The sequence below is a fragment of the Streptomyces lydicamycinicus genome (assembly GCF_000829715.2).
Classification (GTDB): Bacteria; Actinomycetota; Actinomycetes; order Streptomycetales; family Streptomycetaceae; genus Streptomyces; species Streptomyces lydicamycinicus.
In genome coordinates this window covers 17463-34639 of the sequence record NZ_BBNO01000008.1, presented here as the reverse complement: position 1 = coordinate 34639, position 17177 = coordinate 17463, and the positions used below count along the sequence as shown (strand labels likewise).

The following is a 17177-nucleotide window of genomic DNA, read 5'->3' as shown; positions in this document are numbered from 1 at the left end:
GAGCGCATCACTTATGACTGTCACGCTTGGCCGTACCGGCATGGAGATTACCCGGTTGGGCTTCGGCTCCTGGGCCGTGTCGGGCTCGGGCTGGACCTTCAGCTGGGGCGCCACGGACGACGCCGAGTCGGTCGCCGCGATCCGCCACGCGCTGGACGCGGGCGTCAACTGGATCGACACCGCCGCGGTGTACGGCCTGGGCCATTCGGAGGAACTGGTCGGCAAGGCCATCGCCGGCCTGCCGCAGGCCGATCGCCCGTACATCTTCACCAAGGTCGGCCTGGTCTGGGACCCGGACAATCCGTCGGCCGCGCCTCGGCGGATCATGAAGCCGGCCAGCGTCCGCCGCGAGCTCGATGACTCGCTGCGGCGGCTGGGCGTCGACCACATCGACCTGTACCAGGTGCACTATCCCGACACCGGCGAATCGCTGGAGTACGCCGGTGGCGGCTTCGGAGCGGTGTCGCCCAACGCCACGCCGCTGGAGGAGTACTGGCAGGTCATGGCCGACCTGAAGGCCGAAGGCAAGGTACGGGCGATCGGGCTCTCCAATCACACGCCCGACCTGCTCCAGGCGGCCGAGCAGATCGCCCATGTCGACGTCATCCAGCCGCCGTTCTCGGCGATCAACCGGTCGTCCGCCGCTGAGATTGCCTGGGCACGCGCACACGAGACCGGCGTGATCGTCTACTCGCCGCTGCAATCCGGCCTGCTCACCGGGGCCTTCTCCGCCGAGCGCGTGGCGGGCCTGCCCGCCGAGGATTGGCGGACCGCCCACCACGACTTCACGACCGGCCTGACCGCCAACCTCCAGCTCGCCGAGGCGCTGCGGCCGATCGCTGAACGCCATGGGCGCACCGTGGCCGAGGTGGCCATCGCCTGGGTGCTCGCCTGGCCCGGCATCACCGGAGCGATCGTGGGCGCGCGCAAGGCCGCCCAGGTGGACGGCTGGATCGGCGCGGGCTCGCTGGACCTGACCCCTGCCGACATCGAGGAGATCGCCACCGCGATCACAGTCTCCGGCGCGGGCAGTGGCCCCGCCCGCCACTCTTGAAGGCGACCCCGGGCCATGTCCCTCTTCGTCATCTCCGAGTTCCTCGCCGCACCGGGCCAGCATGATCGGCTCCGCACGGCGCTGGAAGGGGTGTGCAGTCAGGCCCATACCTCCCCTGACGCCGCCTGCGGCAACATCATCTGCCTATGGCCACCCGAGCGCCGCTGCTTCACCCGCGTCGACGCCCTTGCTATGTACTCGGGCTCCCTGGAAACGGAGTTACGGCGAACGCGATCTCGACGATCTCGTTGACGGGCCCCGTCAGTGGGACGCCAGCTGGGTCCGGCTGCGGTTGCCCCATACCTTGATCTGGTAGCTGGGCTCGGATTGCTGCACGGTGGCGAACAGCCGGCCGTCGGGTGAGGCGGCGGTAGCCCTTCCCGGCGTAAGCAGGGGGGCACGGCGCTGGTGCGCAGGTCGTCTCCTGCGGGCGGGAGTGTCCGAGCGTCCCAGAACCCCCGGTATCGCTCCCTCGGTGCCCGATGTGGCAGGGCACTGGAAGTGACTCAACGAAGAGGGCACCCAACTCGGCAATTCAGGGGGATGTTTGCATCTTCGGGGGAGGTTGTGCTGTGGTGCGACGGCTGGCATCGGGTCTCGACTCCGGGCGCTGTGGAGGTCTGGACCACGGCGTGCCGCATGACCCCCGGGAGTCGGCCTGTTTCCCGGCGTAGCGCCGCCGATGCTGGCTTTGTGCTGACTTGCTGACCTGGAAATACCCTCTGACCTGCAACGATGCATTCCCGTGCCTCTTCGGGTTTCACTGATATCGCGATTTGCGACTGATTTGCAAGCGGCGTTTTGGCCAGGTGCGCCGCCCGCGAGGTGTTCCACCTGGTCAGGCCCACACAGTCATGACCCCCGTCATAGGGGCAGAGGTGAGGAACCCCCGTCGGCTGGCTCTGTGAGAGCGCGGCCCGGCGTCCGCGCATGTGGCCCGGTTCGCGCTCTGCCTGATGCACGGCCGCTAGGAGTCCACCTTCAAGGCGTACGGGTCCGAGGTGCTCAGCCCGTCGGCTGAGTCGGATCGGCCGCCTCGTCAGCCGATTTGGCCTGCCCGCCGCAGAACACCTCGTTGACGAGCCTTTGGTGCGCCTTCTGGAACGCCTCGGCCGTGGCGGCGAAGTCGAGCTCGGCGTCCCCGGTGGTCAGGGAGGCGGTCAGGGTCTTACTGCCGTCGGGCGTGCTGTACATCAGCGCTGCCCAACCAAAGAAGCCGCCGTTGTGGTTGAAGATGGTGCCGCCGCCGTCCGTCTCCTCCACGAACAACCCCAGGCCGTAGCCGAGCTTGGGGTGCGGCGTGCGCATCTCGGCCAGCAGCGAGTCCGGCAGGAGCTTGCCGCTCATCAGGGCGGAGAAGAACGTGTGGAGATCCTCGGTGGTCGAGATCATGTCACCGGCGGCGGAGATCCAGGAGACGTTGAAGCGGGTGACGTCGACCACCTTCCACTGGCCGGCGTGCTCGTACCGGTAGTAGCCGTGAGCGTGCGGCTCGGGGATTTCCGGCGAGGCACCCGGCACCACGGTGTCCGACATTCCCAGCGGCTGCAGGATCAGCCGCTGTATCACCTCGGCCAACGAGCGGCCGGTGACCTCCTCGATCAGCAACTTGGCCAGCACGTAGTTGGTGTTGGAGTAGCTCCAGTCCGTCCCCGGCTCAAACCGCGCCGGCTTGGACAACGCCAGCCGTACCAGCTCCTCCGGCTGATAGGTGTGGAATTGGTTGTCCACGTACTCCTGGCCCTGCCAGGGGATCCCCGGCGCGACCGTCCCATCGTCGTAGTACTCGCCGGTGTAGTTGAACAGCCCGCTGGTGTGCTGCAGCAGCATCCGCACCGTGATCCGCCGGTCCAGCCCGAACCCGGGCAGGTAGTCATCCGCCGGGCTGTCCAGCCCGATCTTGCCCTCGGCCACCAGTTGCAGCACCACGGTCGCGGTGAAGGTCTTGGTCGTGCTGCCGATCCGGAACCGCCCGTCGGTCGGCGGCTTGGCGCTCTCGCCCAGCTTGCGCACCCCGGCGCTGCCGACCCACTCGCCCCGCTCATCGTTCACGCGCAGTTGCACCCCGGCGAAACCTGAATCAACGATCTCCTCGATGGCCTTCTGCAGCTCCGGGCGATCCTGCCTGGTGAGGGTGAGGGACATGGCTGTGCTCCTTTGGATCTGTGGTGGTGGGATGCGATGGAACGGGCGGAGGGCGCGATCCTGCTGATCCGGCTTTGGCTAACAGGGCCCCGGCCGAACCTTGTGGGCACGTCGACGGTTCGGCGTCAGGGACCTGACTGTCGGGTGTCGTGGGGCAAGGGCCGGCGCACGGGGGTGTGGGCTCGGTGTCAGTCGTCGATTGCCTGGTAGAGCGTGGTCCAGAAGTCGTGGATGAGCCGCGCCGGATCCGGAGTGGACAGCCCGACCTGGGTGAGCAGGATTCCGGTGAGCTGGTTGTCCGGGTCGGCGTAGGTCGAGGTGCCGGTGCCGCCGTCCCAGCCGAACTGGCCGATGGGCGCGTAGTCGCCGCGGTAGGTGCGCACCGCCATCCCGAAACCCCAGCCGCCGTGCTGCCCTTGGCCGAACGACACCTGGACGGCGTTGCGGGCCAGAGCGGTTCGGGCAGTCTCCTGCTCGGGCGTGAGGCGGTTGGTGGTCATCAGCTCGACGGAGGGCCGGGAAAGGATCCGTTGATTGCCGTGCAGCCCGTGGTTCAGCAGCATCCGGAAGTAGGCGTGGTAGTCGTCGACGGTGGAGACAAGACCGCCGCCGCCCGCCTGGAACGCCGGAGGCGCGCTGTACTGTCCGCCCACCGCCTCGTCCCACACGGTGAACTCTCCGGTCTGCGGGTTGGGGGCGTAGCTGGGCGGCAGCCGGTCGATCTTGTCGGCGGGCACGTGGAAACCGGTGTCCTTCATCCCCAGCGGATCGAGGACGCGTTCGCGCAGGAACGTCTCGAACGGCTGGCTCGTGACCCTAGCGACGAGCACGCCGAGTACATCGTGGCTGATGTGGTACTGCCAGTGCTCTCCGGGCTGGTGCATCAGCGGAAGCGTGCCGAGGCGGCGCATCCACTCGTCCGGCTCGGGCGCCGGTTCCGCTCCCTGGGTGTAGATGCCCCGCTCGAAAATGGCGGTCATGATCGGAGAGCCCAGCGCCGTCAGATCTATGCCGAGCCCGAACGTGGACGTCAGTAGGTCCCGTACGGTGATCGGCCGCTGTGCCGGCACGGTGTCGTCCAGCGGGCCGTCGATCCGCTTCAGCACCTGCCGGTCGGCGAGTTCGGGCAGCCACTGGTCCACTGGGTCGTCCAGCCGCAGCCTGCACTCGTCGAGCAGGACCATCACCGGCGCCATCGCGACCGGCTTGGACGTGGACGCCATCCGGAAGATCGTGTCCCGGCGCATCGGCGCGCCACCCTCATGGCGCATCGTCCCGACCGCTTCGACATGCGTCTCACCGCCCCGGCTGACCAGGGCGACGAGCCCGGGAATCTTCCCGGACTCCACGTGCCGTGCCAGCACGTCGCGCAGTCTGCGGAGCCCTGTTTCGGAGAAGCCGCTGTGCTGACCGGTGAGGTTGAGAGACATGGCTGTGTGCTCCTTGTGGGGTGTGTGGGTGGGTGTCGCGATGAGGTGTGGCTGCCGCCGGGCGCGTCCCGGGCGATGGCCGTGCTGCGTTCGCCGTGCGGGACACCTCCCGGCGCGGCGTCCATGGCGTTCGCGAGTTCGCGTTCGCCCCGATGGCCGGGGGCGTTGAGGGTGCTTCTTGGAGGGAGCGGGTCAGAGGCTGCGGGCGGTGATGTCGCCGTGGGAGGTGGTGGCGCGGATGTCGAGATCGGCGGTGCCATCGTTCTTGAGGGCGTTGCTGATGCGGCCGTAGCCGGTGCCGGCGTCCAGGGCAGCCGACACGCCGGCAGCGGCGCCGACCGTGATGTCGCCGGACTGGGTACGGAGCACGACCCTGCCGCCCGTGGCCTCGGTGATCCGGATGTCGCCCCTTGCGGTGCTGATCTCCGCGGCCCCGCCCAGCCGGCCGACCTCGACGTCGCCGTCGACCGCAGTGAGACGCACGCTCGCAGCCTCGTCCAGCTTGATCTGACTGTAGGCGCCTTCGAAAGCGACGTCGCCGAGGCGGCCGACGGTCCGGAGTTCGGCGCTGGCCGCCTTGGCCTCGACCCGGGAACCGGCGGGCAGTTTGACCGTCACCTCGATGGATCCGGAGGGGCTGAAGTACTGGTTCTTCGCCGAATTCCCGATCCGCAGGACTCCGTCGGCGTATTCGACCGTGGCCTGCTCCGCTGCCTTCACGTCGCGGCCCTTCGAGGCGTTCGCAGGCAGGACCTCGACCGCGGTGTCGGCCCGGTCTGCGGCGATGAACTGGACGCGTCCCGCGGGGATGTCCAGGACGGCGGAGATCGGGGCGGGGGTGTCGAACTTCTGCATCGTGCTCTCCCTTGTGCTTGTGGCTCGCTCTTTCCGAACGATGGAAAAGCTACGTTGCTTTCCAGATCTATGCAACGAAGGTTTTGCATAGCAACAGCATCTATGCAGGTAGGAGCGCGATAATCATTGCAACACCCTCTCGCTTAATGCAACGATGGAACGGCTGATCGTTGCAATGCATTGAAGATGAACGCTATGGTGGAGGCGTCAAAGAACACCGAGCAGCGCCATGGAGCACCCGTGGGGCATGAAAGGGGTCGTGATGCCGGGAGGCAGGCTCACCCAGCAGGAGCGCCAGCAGATCGCGGTGGGGCTGGCCGACGGCCTCGCCTACGCCGAGATCGCCCGCCGTCTCGACCGTCCGACCTCCACGATCACGCGTGAGGTGACGCGGAACGGCGGCCCCACCGGCTACCGCGCCGACTTGGCCCACCGCGCCACCCAGCAGCGCACCCACCAGCGCAGGCAGGCCGCGCCCTTGGGGCCGCAGGCGCTCCCGCAACCGTACGGACGCGACGCCGAGGCCGTGCGCGACTACCAGGAGACCCTCACCACCGTCTTGATGACCTCGGGCCTGCCCAAGATGATGGCCCGGGTGCTGGGCTGCCTCTACACCACCGACACCGGCAGCCTCACCGCCTCCGAACTCGCCCAGCGCCTCCAGGTCAGCCCGGCGTCCATCTCCAAAGCGATCACGTTCCTCGAGAGCCTGGACCTCGCCCGGCGGGAACGCGACGAGCGCCGCCGCGAGCGATACGTCGTCGACGACGACCTCTGGTACCGGTCGATGATCCGCAGCGCCCGGGCCAACGACCAGTTCATCGAGACCGCACGGCAGGGCGTCGGCATCCTCGGCCGCGGCACCCCGGCCGCCACTCGCCTCGAGAATGCCGCCCGCTTCCTCGCCTTCGTCAGCGAAGGGCTCATCCGCGCCGCGGAGCAGGGCCGCGAGGTCCTGTACACCAGAACCGAAACGACCCCAGACGGCACCGCCACGCCACGTTCAGATCGCGCATAAACAGTCGTCTGTCCGGCCGAGGACCGGCGACAGTACCCCGGGTGCACCGGCCGTTCCGGCCAAGGCCTTGAGTAGGCCGGGCCCTGCCGGGAAGGAGGAGCTGGCGGCGGCGAGCAGGAGCAGGGAGCTGGTGAGCTGGAACGCCCCGGACAGCGAGCCGCTCCGTGCTGACCAATGGCCGCCTTCCGTTCGTCCACGCTCAGCTACGTGAAGCCACTGGAGCAATGCCGCCAACGGAGCTCAACCCGCTGGGCAGCGACGCGGAGAACGTCACCAGGGGGTCGAACCTGTCCGCTGGTTCAAAGAAGCATATGAGCCACGAACCCGGACAGACCGCCTGAACGGCGCCGCCCTGGGGGTTGAGGGGGTGCGATGCGACCGAGACGTCAGCTGAGGGTGGTGACATGTCGAAAGGTCCGTGTGTCGGTACGGGCAGGCGGTCAACGCAGGCGCTGGTCCTGGCCCCCCGTGCCGGATCGGACGGTCACCTGTGTGCCTCAACGCCATTTTTCTTGCGAAACCTGGGACTTGGGAACGCGCCCCGCGGTGGTTGTCGTGCTGGATTGGTGGGTGCTGTCTCGGGCTGGGATCTGACTCGCGTGAGAGCGGACCGGGGTGTCTTGTTACAGATGTGTCGATCCCGGTGTGGGACGGTGCGTGCCGGCACCGAGCCGGTGGGGCGTGTCCCGATAGGGGCCCTGCCGTTCCACCAGCGCAGTCACAGTTCCGACCGCCCACCCGGCGTCGTGCCGGCTCCTTGAGATGCCGTTCAGTCGGGAGGCCAATGCCCATGACCAGCACGCTCACCGCCCCAGCAACGCGCCCGCTCCCGTCAAGGGCGGGGGAAATCGTCCTCGGTGTGGACACCCACCGGGATCTGCATGTCGCCGCCGCACTCTCCTCGCTCGGAGCGGTGCTCGGCACCGCGGCCTTTCCCGCCACGACGGCCGGCTACCGCCAGCTCCTTGAATGGGCCTGCCAGTTCGGCCCGGTGTCCCGGGCCGGGGTAGAGGGGACCGGAAGCTACGGCGCGGGCCTGTGCCGCTACCTCCTGGCCCATCACATCGAGGTGATCGACGTGAACCGGCCCGACCGTGCGGCCCGCCGCAGGAACGGGAAGTCGGACCCGCTGGATGCGCAGGAGGCGGCGCGCGCGGTGCTAAACGGCCGGGCCCGCGTGCAGGACAAGACCGGCGACGGGCCGGTGCAGAGTGCCCGGATGTTCAAACTCGCCAAGGACTCCGCGGTCAAGGCCCGCACCCAGGCGATCAACCAGCTCAAGGCCATCGTGGTCACCGCAGATCCCGTGCTGCGGGACGAGTTGGCAGGGCTGAGCAACTCCGTGCTGTTCCGCACCTGTGCGCGATTCGGTGGCATCGAGGAGGACGACGGCCCGGGGCAGGACGTGCTCCAGGCCACCCGCATCACGCTGTGTCTGCTGGCCCAGCGCATCGAGCAGCTGACCGGACAGATCCGCGTACTCGACCAGCGCCTGTCCCGGCTCGTGGAACACCACTTCCCGCAGTTGCTGGCACCGGTGGGCATTGGGCCGGACAGCGCCGCGACTTTGATGATTGCGATGGGAGACAATCCGGAACCGACGTGAGATCGTCCGTTGCCTCAAACGCTACGTGGCCCGTGAGTTCTTCCACCTGGTCCGGCCCGAGAGCACCTTCCGCGAAGTGGTCTAGGACCCCGCCAGGGCCTCAGGCTCCGGCCCCGAAGGCCCTGCCACGCCTTCCGAGCTGAGCGTGGCGCTCCACGTCGCTCGGTGCCGAAGGCTGCCCTCAACCGGGGCGTGACCTGCGCTGTTACGGCCCTCGTGGCGCGACACGGTCTACCTCACCGAAGGCCCCCGATATAGGGGCATCTGTGAGACGAGATGCCCCGCCGGAATGCTCTGGCGGGGCTTCTAGCGCGGCGGGCTAAAGGTTGTCCCGTGACGGCGGGGCGGTGCTGAGATTCCCGGAAGGAAACGGCTGACCCCGGGCGCTCGCCGAAGGCCGGCCGACGCCGGGCCGGCGAAAAGGTTGTGTGCGGGGCCGACGGAACCGGGTAACGTCCTTGTCATGTTCTTCCAGACGCCGATTTACGAGTGAGAGCGTGACGGGCCCCTGCTGACGTCCTTCGACGTCGCCGCCCGTCCCCCACCGATGAATCCGTAGATCACTTCACATCATTACCGGGAGGACCCGTGACCGTGAGCAAGAACATCAACAACCCCGTGGGCATGGGCGGCGGCCAGCGCAAGAGGCTGTCCCGCGCCGAACGGCAGAACAACGGTCCGCACCGCAACCTCGACCGCCAGGGTGCAGCCGCCCAGAAGGCGGAGCTGGTGCGCAAGATGCGCGAGAAGGCAGGCGCAGCTGAGGGCGCCGGGCAGACGGGCGACGACACCGCACAGAGCTGACGCACCGCCGCCGCAGGGCGGCACCGCACGGGCAGGGTCCGGACCGCGACGCGCGGGACGGGCCCTGCTGCCGTACCGGGGCTCTGGTGGGCGGCGGAATGACGAGTGACGTGAGTGACACAATGGCACCCGTACGCCTCCCGGCTGGCGCCGCCGGCGCGGGCCATCGCCTCGTACGGCGCGACCATCGTCGGCCAGTTGGGCCCCGGCTCCATCACCTCGGTCGGTAACTCGTTCTGGAATCAGTGCCTTCCTGACGCTCCGGTACTCCAAGCCGACGTCGTCTGGCCTGGCATGAATGCGCAGGTCAGGGGGAATTGTCAGTGGTGCGTTCTACCGTGAAAGCCCAACTGGCAGCCAGGCAGGGGGATGTGTGGCGAACGGCGTGTGGCACTCCGAACTGAAGTGTGTCCTCGAACTCGATAAGCCGGACCTTGGACTTTCGAACAGCGCCATCAACGTGACCGACCTGATCGAGGAACTGCTCCAGTCGGTCGCTACCAGAAGACGAGACCTCCTCATCTGCGCGGAGAAGGCCCTCGACCGTAAATGCAAGGCCGAGATGTCCGGCGTCAAGAGCCCACACATGTACGTTCGCCGGCACCGCGGCCCCGACGGTGTCTTGCGATTACGAGCCGCGCACCTGCCCACCGCACACGAGATGACGCAGGAGGAAAGCGACCGGCACAAGGCGATGAAGGAGTTCCTCGACCGCACCTGCCAGAGCGCGGGTCTGAGGACGACGGTGGAGAAGGCCACGAAGAGCCGGGCCGCCCGCCCCGACGTCACCATCTACGGCCACGGTGGTGTCAACCTCGGCTGCGAAGCCCAGTTATACAACGCAAGCCCCAGCACGGTCCTGCGCCGTACCAAAGCCCAGTCCGAGGCAGGGCTCGTATCCAACTGGATCACCCACGACGACACCTTCCACCTCGTCGACCGGGCCCAGTGGATGCTGATCCGCGACGTTACCTGGCGCGAGATCGACAACGCCGCCGACCTCCCCCTCATCGGAGGATTCCGCGTCCTCGCCGACTGGCTCTGCACCGCGGCAGCCGTGCGACCGTGCCCGACCGGCAAGTCGAAGACCGGATGCGGCAAACGCCACCTGTTCTGGGAGACCCCACGCGCCTCCGACGGAATCGTGAGCGGCTACACCGGCGACCGAGGCGATCGGCTCGGCGTCACCGTCGGCCGCACCATCATCGGCGCCGCCACCGGCAGCGTCGTGCCCATCTTCCTGCCCAGCCGCAAAGACCACCGGACCGGAAGCTTCATGTGGGTCCCCGTCGACGACGACGCCACATGGTCCGACTACCAAGACGGGGTCACATCCGACGAGCCCGAACCAACCCCGGCGGATCACGACCTGCACTTCTCCGGAAACGATGCCAACAGCACCTGCCAATTCGGCGATCAGACCTGGACTCCCAGTGCGCCCCTGCAGCGCCGTGGCATCGACAGCGTCGAGCTTGGCATCACCATCGAGACCAACGCCCTCCCGGCCATCCCGAAGCAGCGCACCTCGCAGGACCGAGTGCGTCCCCAGCCGTCGCCGTCGAACCTGCTGCCGAGACAACGGATAGTCGATTGGAGTGACCCCGCCCGCTTCCTGCCCGAACCGCAGCCTTGCTGGCACTGCGGGAAACCCGCCAGCCTTCTCGACGACGACGCGAAACCGTCCCACAAGGTTTGCGCCGAGGAACACGCCATCGGATAGCGGACGGGCAGGGAGTCCAACGTGCGAACGGTATGGACGGTCATGGCTTCGGCTGGCCGTAAGGTCCGTTAGGGGACAGGGATGGGTATACCGGTTGATGTACCCGCGCGCTGGGCTCTGACTCGTGAGAAATCGGACCTGGTGTCCGGTCTGTCCTTCGTCGATCACCAGTGCGGGGTGTACTGCTGCCGGGCTGTTGAGGCGTGTCCCGGGGAGGGTCGTGCCGTGAACTGGGCACTGTCTCACTGCTGACCGCCTCTACGGCCTGGTGGCGAGAGCCGGCAGGCTCCCGCAGCAGGAGGTGCGCCATGGCGAGTGTCCCAAGTACGAGCAACCGTCCGTATGTTGTGAACGAGGTGGTCCTTGGTGTGGATACGCACCGGGATGTTCATGTGGCCGTCGTGCTCTCCACTCTAGGGGCGGTCATGGACTCCGCATCCTTTCCCGCGACGGTGGTGGGCTATCGCGAACTCTGGGAGTGGGCCAGCCAGCTGGGTACGGTCCACAGTGCCGGGGTGGAAGGGTCCGGCAGCTACGGAGCTGCCCTCTCCCGCTACTTGCGGGCTCGCCGGGTCGAGGTCTTCGAGGTGAATCGGCCTGATCGCTCGGTTCGTCGACAGCGAGGCAAGTCGGATCCGGTGGATGCGCAGGAGGCGGCCCGGGCGGTGCTCAGTGGCCGCGCTCGCTCCCAGGCTAAGACTGGGGACGGGCCGGTGCAGTGCGCCCGTCTGTTCAAACTGGCCAAAGACTCCGCTGTCAAAGCCCGCACACAGGCAATCAATCAGCTCAAGGCGGTCCTGGTCACCGCCGATCCGGATCTGCGCGAGCAACTGGCCGGTCTAAAGACTCCGGCCTTGGTCCGCACTTGCGGGCAATTCGAAATTCGTGAGGGTGACGACGGGGAGAAGGATGCCGTGGAGCAGGCCACCCGTATCGCCCTGTGTCTGTTGGCCCAGCGGATCGATCAGCTGACCGAGCAGATTCGTGACCTGGAGCGGCGCCTGGCTGGGCTGGTGCAGCGGCACTTTCCACAGCTGCTTGTCCCGGTGGGGATCGGCCCGGATAGTGCCGCCACCTTGCTGATCACGATGGGGGACAACCCAGAACGCCTGCGGAGCGAAGCGGCGTTCGCGGCGCTTTGCGGGGTCAGCCCCGTCGAGCACTCCTCCGGTCGTCAGCGTCGCCACCGGCTCAACCGCGGTGGCGACCGGCAGGCCAACGCTGCCCTCTATCGGATCGTGCAGTCACGGCTCCGGTTCGATGCGCGCACCCGCAACTACTACGAGCGGCGCATCGCGGAGGGCAAGACCCGGCGCGAGATCATCCGCTGTCTCAAACGCTACGCCGCCCGAGAAGTGTTCAACCTGGTCCGGCCTGGCATCGGGCCCCGCGAAGTGGCCTAAGCCATCCGAACGTTCGCACCGGGATGAGCGCTTGCGGGATCCCCGCGCCAGTGGTCGCATGCACCCTGGCCGTCCTTGCCCACACGCCGACTTATAGGTGGCGGCGAAGGGGTACTCGTCGCACTCCACCTTGCCTCCCTGGCTGTAGCCGGTTCCTCAATGTGCCTTGCACGCCTTGATGGCCTCCGCGCGGTTGTCGGACCTGGGCTTGGCGTCGTGGTACAGGCGGTTCAGGGGGATGTCGTGTCTGGGGACATTCCTGCCCGCGCCTTTTTGGGGAAGGTGTTCCCGGGCTTGCTGAAGGCGTCCCGGATGTGTTCGGCCACGGCCTTCTCGACCGCGCCGCTCTTGGTGCTGTAGGGCTTTCTGCTCGCGAGAACCCGTTCTCGTGAAGCAAGCCACGTCGGCTTGTTCCCGCGGAAGGTCATGTGTGGCGGGTCACTACGACGTGCAGTGTCCGGTGTGGCCGCCGCTGTACTCCGGCTCTCCGCTTTCGAGCACGCGGAGCAGGGACGCGGTGACGACACGTGTGCTACGGCCGATACGCAGCACACGGCACGGGAACTCCCCGCGACGTACCAGGTCGTACCCCTTCGCCCGCGAGAACCCCAATGCCCTGGAAGCGTCCTTCACACTCCCCGTTCCGTCCCACGTGGCGCGGATGCTCGTAGGGCTATACCGGGCGCCTTGCGTCTCGTTAGTAAGTTCGTGCACTTCAGATTCTCCGGTGTAAAAAATGGTATTGCTTACGCGCAGCAAATACGGTTTAAAACTGCCATAAGAGTGCGGCTCTCGTTGTGCGCTGAGGTCGACGTCGATGAGTGGGCTAACCCAATGCGGGTCGACCTCTTTTCCGGGTTGCCCCAGGGAAATGTGGCGCTCTGGTTTTTTCGGCGCGATCGACCTGGGGTGCAGATATGTGCCTCATGGGATCGGGAGGTGCAAGTTACCTGTTCCTTACGGTGTACGCGGCTGTATAGAGCGCTGAAGGGCGTGGAGCAAGTTGCATTGATGGCCGTCTCGGCGGTTCCCTTCGACGGGTGGTCAAGTACTGGCGGTGGACTACTAATGATCCGCGAGACCGCCGGTTTGGCTAACCGGCGATCCCGCGCTATGTTGCTTTGCTTCGAAGCAATCGGCGTCGTCCATCTGCCCCTTGCGTGGAGAGCCCCTCAACTCCAACTTGACGGCCACGCCATGAATCAGCCCACCTCAGCCTGCGCGGAGAGCACACATACGCCCGCGCCCACGCGTCCTGGCCCTGCGTCCCACCTCCGCCTACGCGGAGAGCACTCGCGGGCGTACAGCCCGATCCACTCGGTGAACGGCCCACCTCCGCTCGTACGGAGAGCACCGGGGAGGGCCGGGGCCGGCCTTCGGGGTCGCACGGCCTCTCGCAGGCACTGACCGACCCACGTGACCGCGCACCTCCGCCTGCGCGGAGAGGACTTGAAAAGCTCGGCGGCGTGGGGGCGGATGGCCGGTTCACCTCCGCCTGCGCGGAGAGGACGACTTCGGAGGGGGGCGATGGTGACGCCCCGGCCGGTTCACCTCCGCCTGCGCGGAGAGCACGCCGGAACTGGGGCGGCTGCAACGTCACGTGACGGTTCACCTCCGCCCGCGCGGAGAGCACTCGTGCTCGGTGACTGCCCGGAGGATGTCTGCCGGCCCACCTTCGCTCGCGCGGAGAGCACACCAGTCGGTGATCGCCGTCCTGCGATCGGGTCGGCCCACCTCCGCTCGCGCGGAGAGCACGGACCCGGGCGCCCCGCGACACGGTGCGCGAGACACCGGTTCACCTCCGCCTGCGCGGAGAGGACGAGTTCGGCGGCGGTGACGATGACGGTTTCGCCGGTTCACCTCCGCCTGCGCGGAGAGGACAACCCGCAGACCGCGGCGGCCTACCGCGTGGCCGGTTCACCTCCGCCTGCGCGGAGAGGACGCCTGGCACACGGCTCGCTCGGCACGCTCACCTGGTTCAGGACTATTCCAGCAGAACGCACAGATCCCGGTGTTGCTTTCGTAGCTGACCCGTTCCGGCCAGCTGGCGAAGGTATGCGTCACCAGCCGGGACGACCTGCTGGCGGCGGACCTGCCACCAGTTGGTGACCTGCGCTGCCTGACCGTTGGTCACCGGCTGGCGGCAGACAGGTTGGCATCGCGGGCGCGGTAGGTGGCGATCTCGTCGTCGGTGAGCGCCAGGCGTCCGGGGCCGGGCTGTCCGGACGGCAGCGAGGTGCCCTCGGTCAGCGTCGGCCATCTGACCGGGAAGGGCCAGCAGCTGCCCCTGCTCGGCGGTCTCGATCACCGCCCACGAGTCTGGGCTGTCCTCGTCGTGCTGGTCGGTGACCTCGATGGTGCTGACGGCCGTCATCGTCAAAACGGGGGGCTGGGGTATCTCACTCACCCGCCCTCCCCTATCGGGCATGTCCCACCAGGGCGAATCTCGCGGTCCTCGCAGGGATGTCAGCTGTGAAGGGGAGCCCGTCACCCAATGAGGAAGACCTGCGCGGGCGCTGCTGAGGCACTATTCGGCCGGGCAGTACGAGGAGACGATCCGCACCGAGGCCCTCGTCGCCAACCGCTAAGGACGCTGTTGGCCCTGTGCCCGCCGGGTGCGCTCGCAACGGAGGCCACACCTAGCAGAATTTCCCGCCAGGCGCCGCGACAAGCGCCGGGCCGCGCTGTCCAGTCTCCGTCCGGCCGGACAGCGCGCCGCGGACGGTTGCGCTATGGCGGAACAAGCAGGTCCTCAGAACCAGCTGTCACTGAGTCGGAATGCTTCCTGTACTCGGACAAAACGCCTAGAGATAGGAAGCGAAATCAGGCGTCAGGCAGCGGCGAGACGTTGCGTCAATTCCGCTACAGCTTGGTCGTTTTCCAGTGGGTCAGCAGCAGCACTGGACTGGGGAGCCCAGTACATAACCTTCCACTTCACCACTGCGGCATAGACTGCCAGTACAAGGCAGGATCCGGTGCCTTTCCCGGTGTCATCCATTGACTGCTTGCGAACGGTGCCCAGTTGGTCGTGTGCCTCCCCGATCGCTTGCCTCACCAGGCGCGGATTCCCGGAGTGAGCCTTTCGGGAGAAGTCGGTGAAGAAGTTTGGGTTATTCCTTGCGATGCTGTTGAGCAGTCTGTCGACCTGCTTCGAATCAAACTTTTGGTGCTTTCCAGTGTCGATCCCAGTCGTCGCAGCCGCACTCCTAGCGAGCTGTTCCGAGTACCTCCCCTGTTTGAGGAAGAGGCCGGTGAAAATGGCGCGGCCGTCTTCAGTGTGATCCACTAACGCGTTCCTCTGGCTGCTTAACGAAGGAGTTGAGGCGACGGCAAAGGCGCTTGCAGTCGTTGTTCCGGCTATTCCGAGAGCGGTGCAGGTGGCGATGGCGACTGCGACACGCTTAATTTTCATTTGGCCTTCCAGTGGTCTGGCTCGTATTGCGTTGACGAGCAGGGCATGGCTGCCTCATCAGTGCCGAAAGAGCGATGTCAGGGTGCGATTTAGACATCATTCCGTTGGGCGCATTTCCCTCCGCGTTGGCTGACCAACGGCGGTTCTGGGAGGGCGGATTGACGCTACAACTCCCTACGCGGGCAATCGAGCAATGGGGAAGGGGGTGGCTTGATCAGCCGCGGGAGTGACCGGTTCCGCAGGGGCGTGACGAGCAGACTTCTCCGGTGGAGAGTATTGAAGGAAGTGGCGCATTGTTCTAGACTGATGCGCACAATACGACGAATGGAGACGTACGCCATGCCCGTACAGCGCGAAACCGAGGTGGGAGCCGCCAGGCGAACCCTCTTAGTGGCTGCCCCCTTCGTGGCGGGGGCAGCCGCAGTCGCCTTAGCGTTCGCAGTGCTTCATGACGCGCTGCCCAGCAAGATAGCCACCCACTTCACCGCCGACGGCACCGCGAACGGCTTCAGCTCACCTGGCTCAGCGCTCGCAAAGTACTGCCTGATCTTCGTAGTCGAGCTCGTCGGTCTGCTCGTAGCTGCCTTCTCCATCAAGAACAGGACAGGCGGGCAACGGTCCCTCGTTGTCCTCTGCTGGGCTCTGGCCGCTGCCACCGCGTACGGGTTCATCGCAGACATGCAGGCGAACACGCGGTCTTCCGGAAGCCAGGCAACATCGCTCCCCCCGTACCAGTTCGCCATCGCAGTCGGAGTTGGTGGGGTTGCCGCCGCCATAGGCTGGGTGCTCAGCCGGAGGCGTTCGTGAAGGACCAACCGGTAGACCGCAGCGATACCGGGCGAGTAGTCGTCTGGTGCCGGTCCCTCTTCTGCGGATGGATGCTGGCCACCGGCACCGTGCTGGCTATCGGCCTCCTGACCATCGCCCTCATCAATCCGGAATACCGCACCCTCTGCCTATGGCTGCTGACCGTAGCCGCTGCCTTCCTGGTGACGGGAGCGATCAGGGTCACCGTCGACCAGCGGGGCGTCATGGTGGCGTCGGCACTACTGCCCGTCCTGCGGCGCCGGTTCCCCCTGCACCGGATCAAGCAAGCGACAGCACAGTGGACGCGCGCCACTGAAGTGGGCGGCTGGGGCTACCGGTGGAACCCGGGCCTCAGCGCAATCTCCCTTCGTGGCGGGGATGCCCTGTGGCTCTCACTCGCCAACGGCACGCAGTTCGTCATCACCATCGACGACGCCGAATCGGCCGCTGCGCTGCTCAACTCCTACCTGCCGCAGAAATCAGGAAGCCAATGACATGCTGGTGACCATCGATCACGGCTCGTCAGTTCCTCTGGCAGAGCAGATCGCCGCCTCGGTACGCCGGGCGCTGGCTGAAGGCAAGCTCCACAAAGGAGAACGGCTGCCGGCCGCCCGAGCGCTGGCCGGCACCCTGAACGTCAACATGCACACCGTTCTGCGCGGCTACCAGCTGCTCCAGCAGGAGAACCTCATCGAACTGCGCCGCGGCCGGGGCGCAGTCGTCAGCGGCCGATCGCCCGGTGATCGTGCCCTTGTGGTGGAGACATGCCGTCAGCTCGTCGGGCTTGCTCAGGGCATTGGGCTCGAGGAGCACGACCTGCTGGCCCTGGTCTCGGACAGCTACCAATCTCGTGCATGAAGGATCATGAGCCCCATCGAACGGGGCGCAAGCATGGCCCGGTCCGCTTCGGCGGCCGGGCCATG

General features: G+C 66.8%; 14 protein-coding genes. 9 read left to right on the top strand and 5 right to left on the bottom strand.

Features of this window, described 5'->3' with window-relative positions; genetic code table 11:
- Positions 1-13: 13 nt before the first annotated feature.
- A complete protein-coding gene (locus tag TU31_RS26535) occupies positions 14-1054 on the top strand; it encodes an aldo/keto reductase (RefSeq protein ID WP_042159019.1) in 1041 nt (346 codons plus the stop codon).
- A gap of 1005 nt (positions 1055-2059) precedes the next feature.
- Here the strand turns inward: TU31_RS26535 and TU31_RS26530 are convergent.
- The 3 genes from TU31_RS26530 to TU31_RS26520 all read right to left on the bottom strand — a co-directional run bounded on the left by TU31_RS26530 (position 2060) and on the right by TU31_RS26520 (position 5484).
- The gene (locus TU31_RS26530) at positions 2060-3199 is read right to left on the bottom strand and encodes a serine hydrolase domain-containing protein (protein WP_042159018.1); all 1140 of its coding nucleotides are present in this window, start codon (positions 3197-3199) and stop codon (positions 2060-2062) included.
- A gap of 188 nt (positions 3200-3387) precedes the next feature.
- Positions 3388-4629, bottom strand: coding sequence for a serine hydrolase domain-containing protein (locus tag TU31_RS26525; RefSeq protein WP_042159017.1), 1242 nt, complete (start codon positions 4627-4629; stop codon positions 3388-3390).
- A gap of 192 nt (positions 4630-4821) precedes the next feature.
- A complete protein-coding gene (locus tag TU31_RS26520) occupies positions 4822-5484 on the bottom strand; it encodes a DUF4097 family beta strand repeat-containing protein (protein ID WP_042159016.1) in 663 nt (220 codons plus the stop codon).
- 262 nt (positions 5485-5746) lie between these two features.
- Between TU31_RS26520 and TU31_RS26515 the strand changes: the two genes are divergently transcribed.
- The 5 genes from TU31_RS26515 (at position 5747) to TU31_RS26495 (ending at position 12035) form a co-directional block, all read left to right on the top strand.
- On the top strand, positions 5747-6502 hold the full coding sequence (locus tag TU31_RS26515) for a GbsR/MarR family transcriptional regulator (RefSeq protein ID WP_042159015.1): 756 nt from the start codon (positions 5747-5749) through the stop codon (positions 6500-6502).
- 790 nt (positions 6503-7292) lie between these two features.
- A complete protein-coding gene (locus TU31_RS26510) occupies positions 7293-8108 on the top strand; it encodes an IS110 family transposase (RefSeq protein WP_245698762.1) in 816 nt (271 codons plus the stop codon).
- Positions 8109-8696: 588 nt separating this feature from the next.
- The gene (locus tag TU31_RS26505; RefSeq protein WP_181018669.1) at positions 8697-8912 is read left to right on the top strand and encodes a DUF6243 family protein; all 216 of its coding nucleotides are present in this window, start codon (positions 8697-8699) and stop codon (positions 8910-8912) included.
- A gap of 373 nt (positions 8913-9285) precedes the next feature.
- Entirely contained in the window at positions 9286-10632 is a 1347-nt protein-coding gene (locus TU31_RS26500; RefSeq protein WP_042159012.1) for a competence protein CoiA family protein, read from the top strand.
- 308 nt (positions 10633-10940) lie between these two features.
- Positions 10941-12035 (top strand): IS110 family RNA-guided transposase, encoded by a 1095-nt coding sequence (locus TU31_RS26495; protein ID WP_042159010.1) that lies wholly within the window; start codon positions 10941-10943, stop codon positions 12033-12035.
- 441 nt (positions 12036-12476) lie between these two features.
- On the opposite strand, the gene TU31_RS37295 is transcribed toward TU31_RS26495, so the two are convergent.
- Positions 12477-12668, bottom strand: a complete 192-nt coding sequence (locus tag TU31_RS37295; RefSeq protein ID WP_245698759.1) for a helix-turn-helix transcriptional regulator — start codon at positions 12666-12668, stop codon at positions 12477-12479.
- Between the two features lie 2197 nt (positions 12669-14865).
- The gene (locus tag TU31_RS38810; RefSeq protein WP_158894718.1) at positions 14866-15447 is read right to left on the bottom strand and encodes a sporulation delaying protein family toxin; all 582 of its coding nucleotides are present in this window, start codon (positions 15445-15447) and stop codon (positions 14866-14868) included.
- A 324-nt stretch (positions 15448-15771) separates the two neighbouring features.
- Between TU31_RS38810 and TU31_RS26485 the strand changes: the two genes are divergently transcribed.
- From TU31_RS26485 to TU31_RS26475, 3 genes are all read left to right on the top strand, one after another.
- Positions 15772-16254, top strand: a complete 483-nt coding sequence (locus TU31_RS26485; protein WP_042159007.1) for a DUF1648 domain-containing protein — start codon at positions 15772-15774, stop codon at positions 16252-16254.
- 71 nt (positions 16255-16325) lie between these two features.
- Complete coding sequence (locus TU31_RS26480) at positions 16326-16748, top strand: hypothetical protein (RefSeq protein ID WP_042159006.1); 423 nt, start codon at positions 16326-16328, stop codon at positions 16746-16748.
- A 1-nt stretch (position 16749) separates the two neighbouring features.
- On the top strand, positions 16750-17112 hold the full coding sequence (locus TU31_RS26475; RefSeq protein ID WP_042159005.1) for a GntR family transcriptional regulator: 363 nt from the start codon (positions 16750-16752) through the stop codon (positions 17110-17112).
- Positions 17113-17177: the final 65 nt, after the last annotated feature.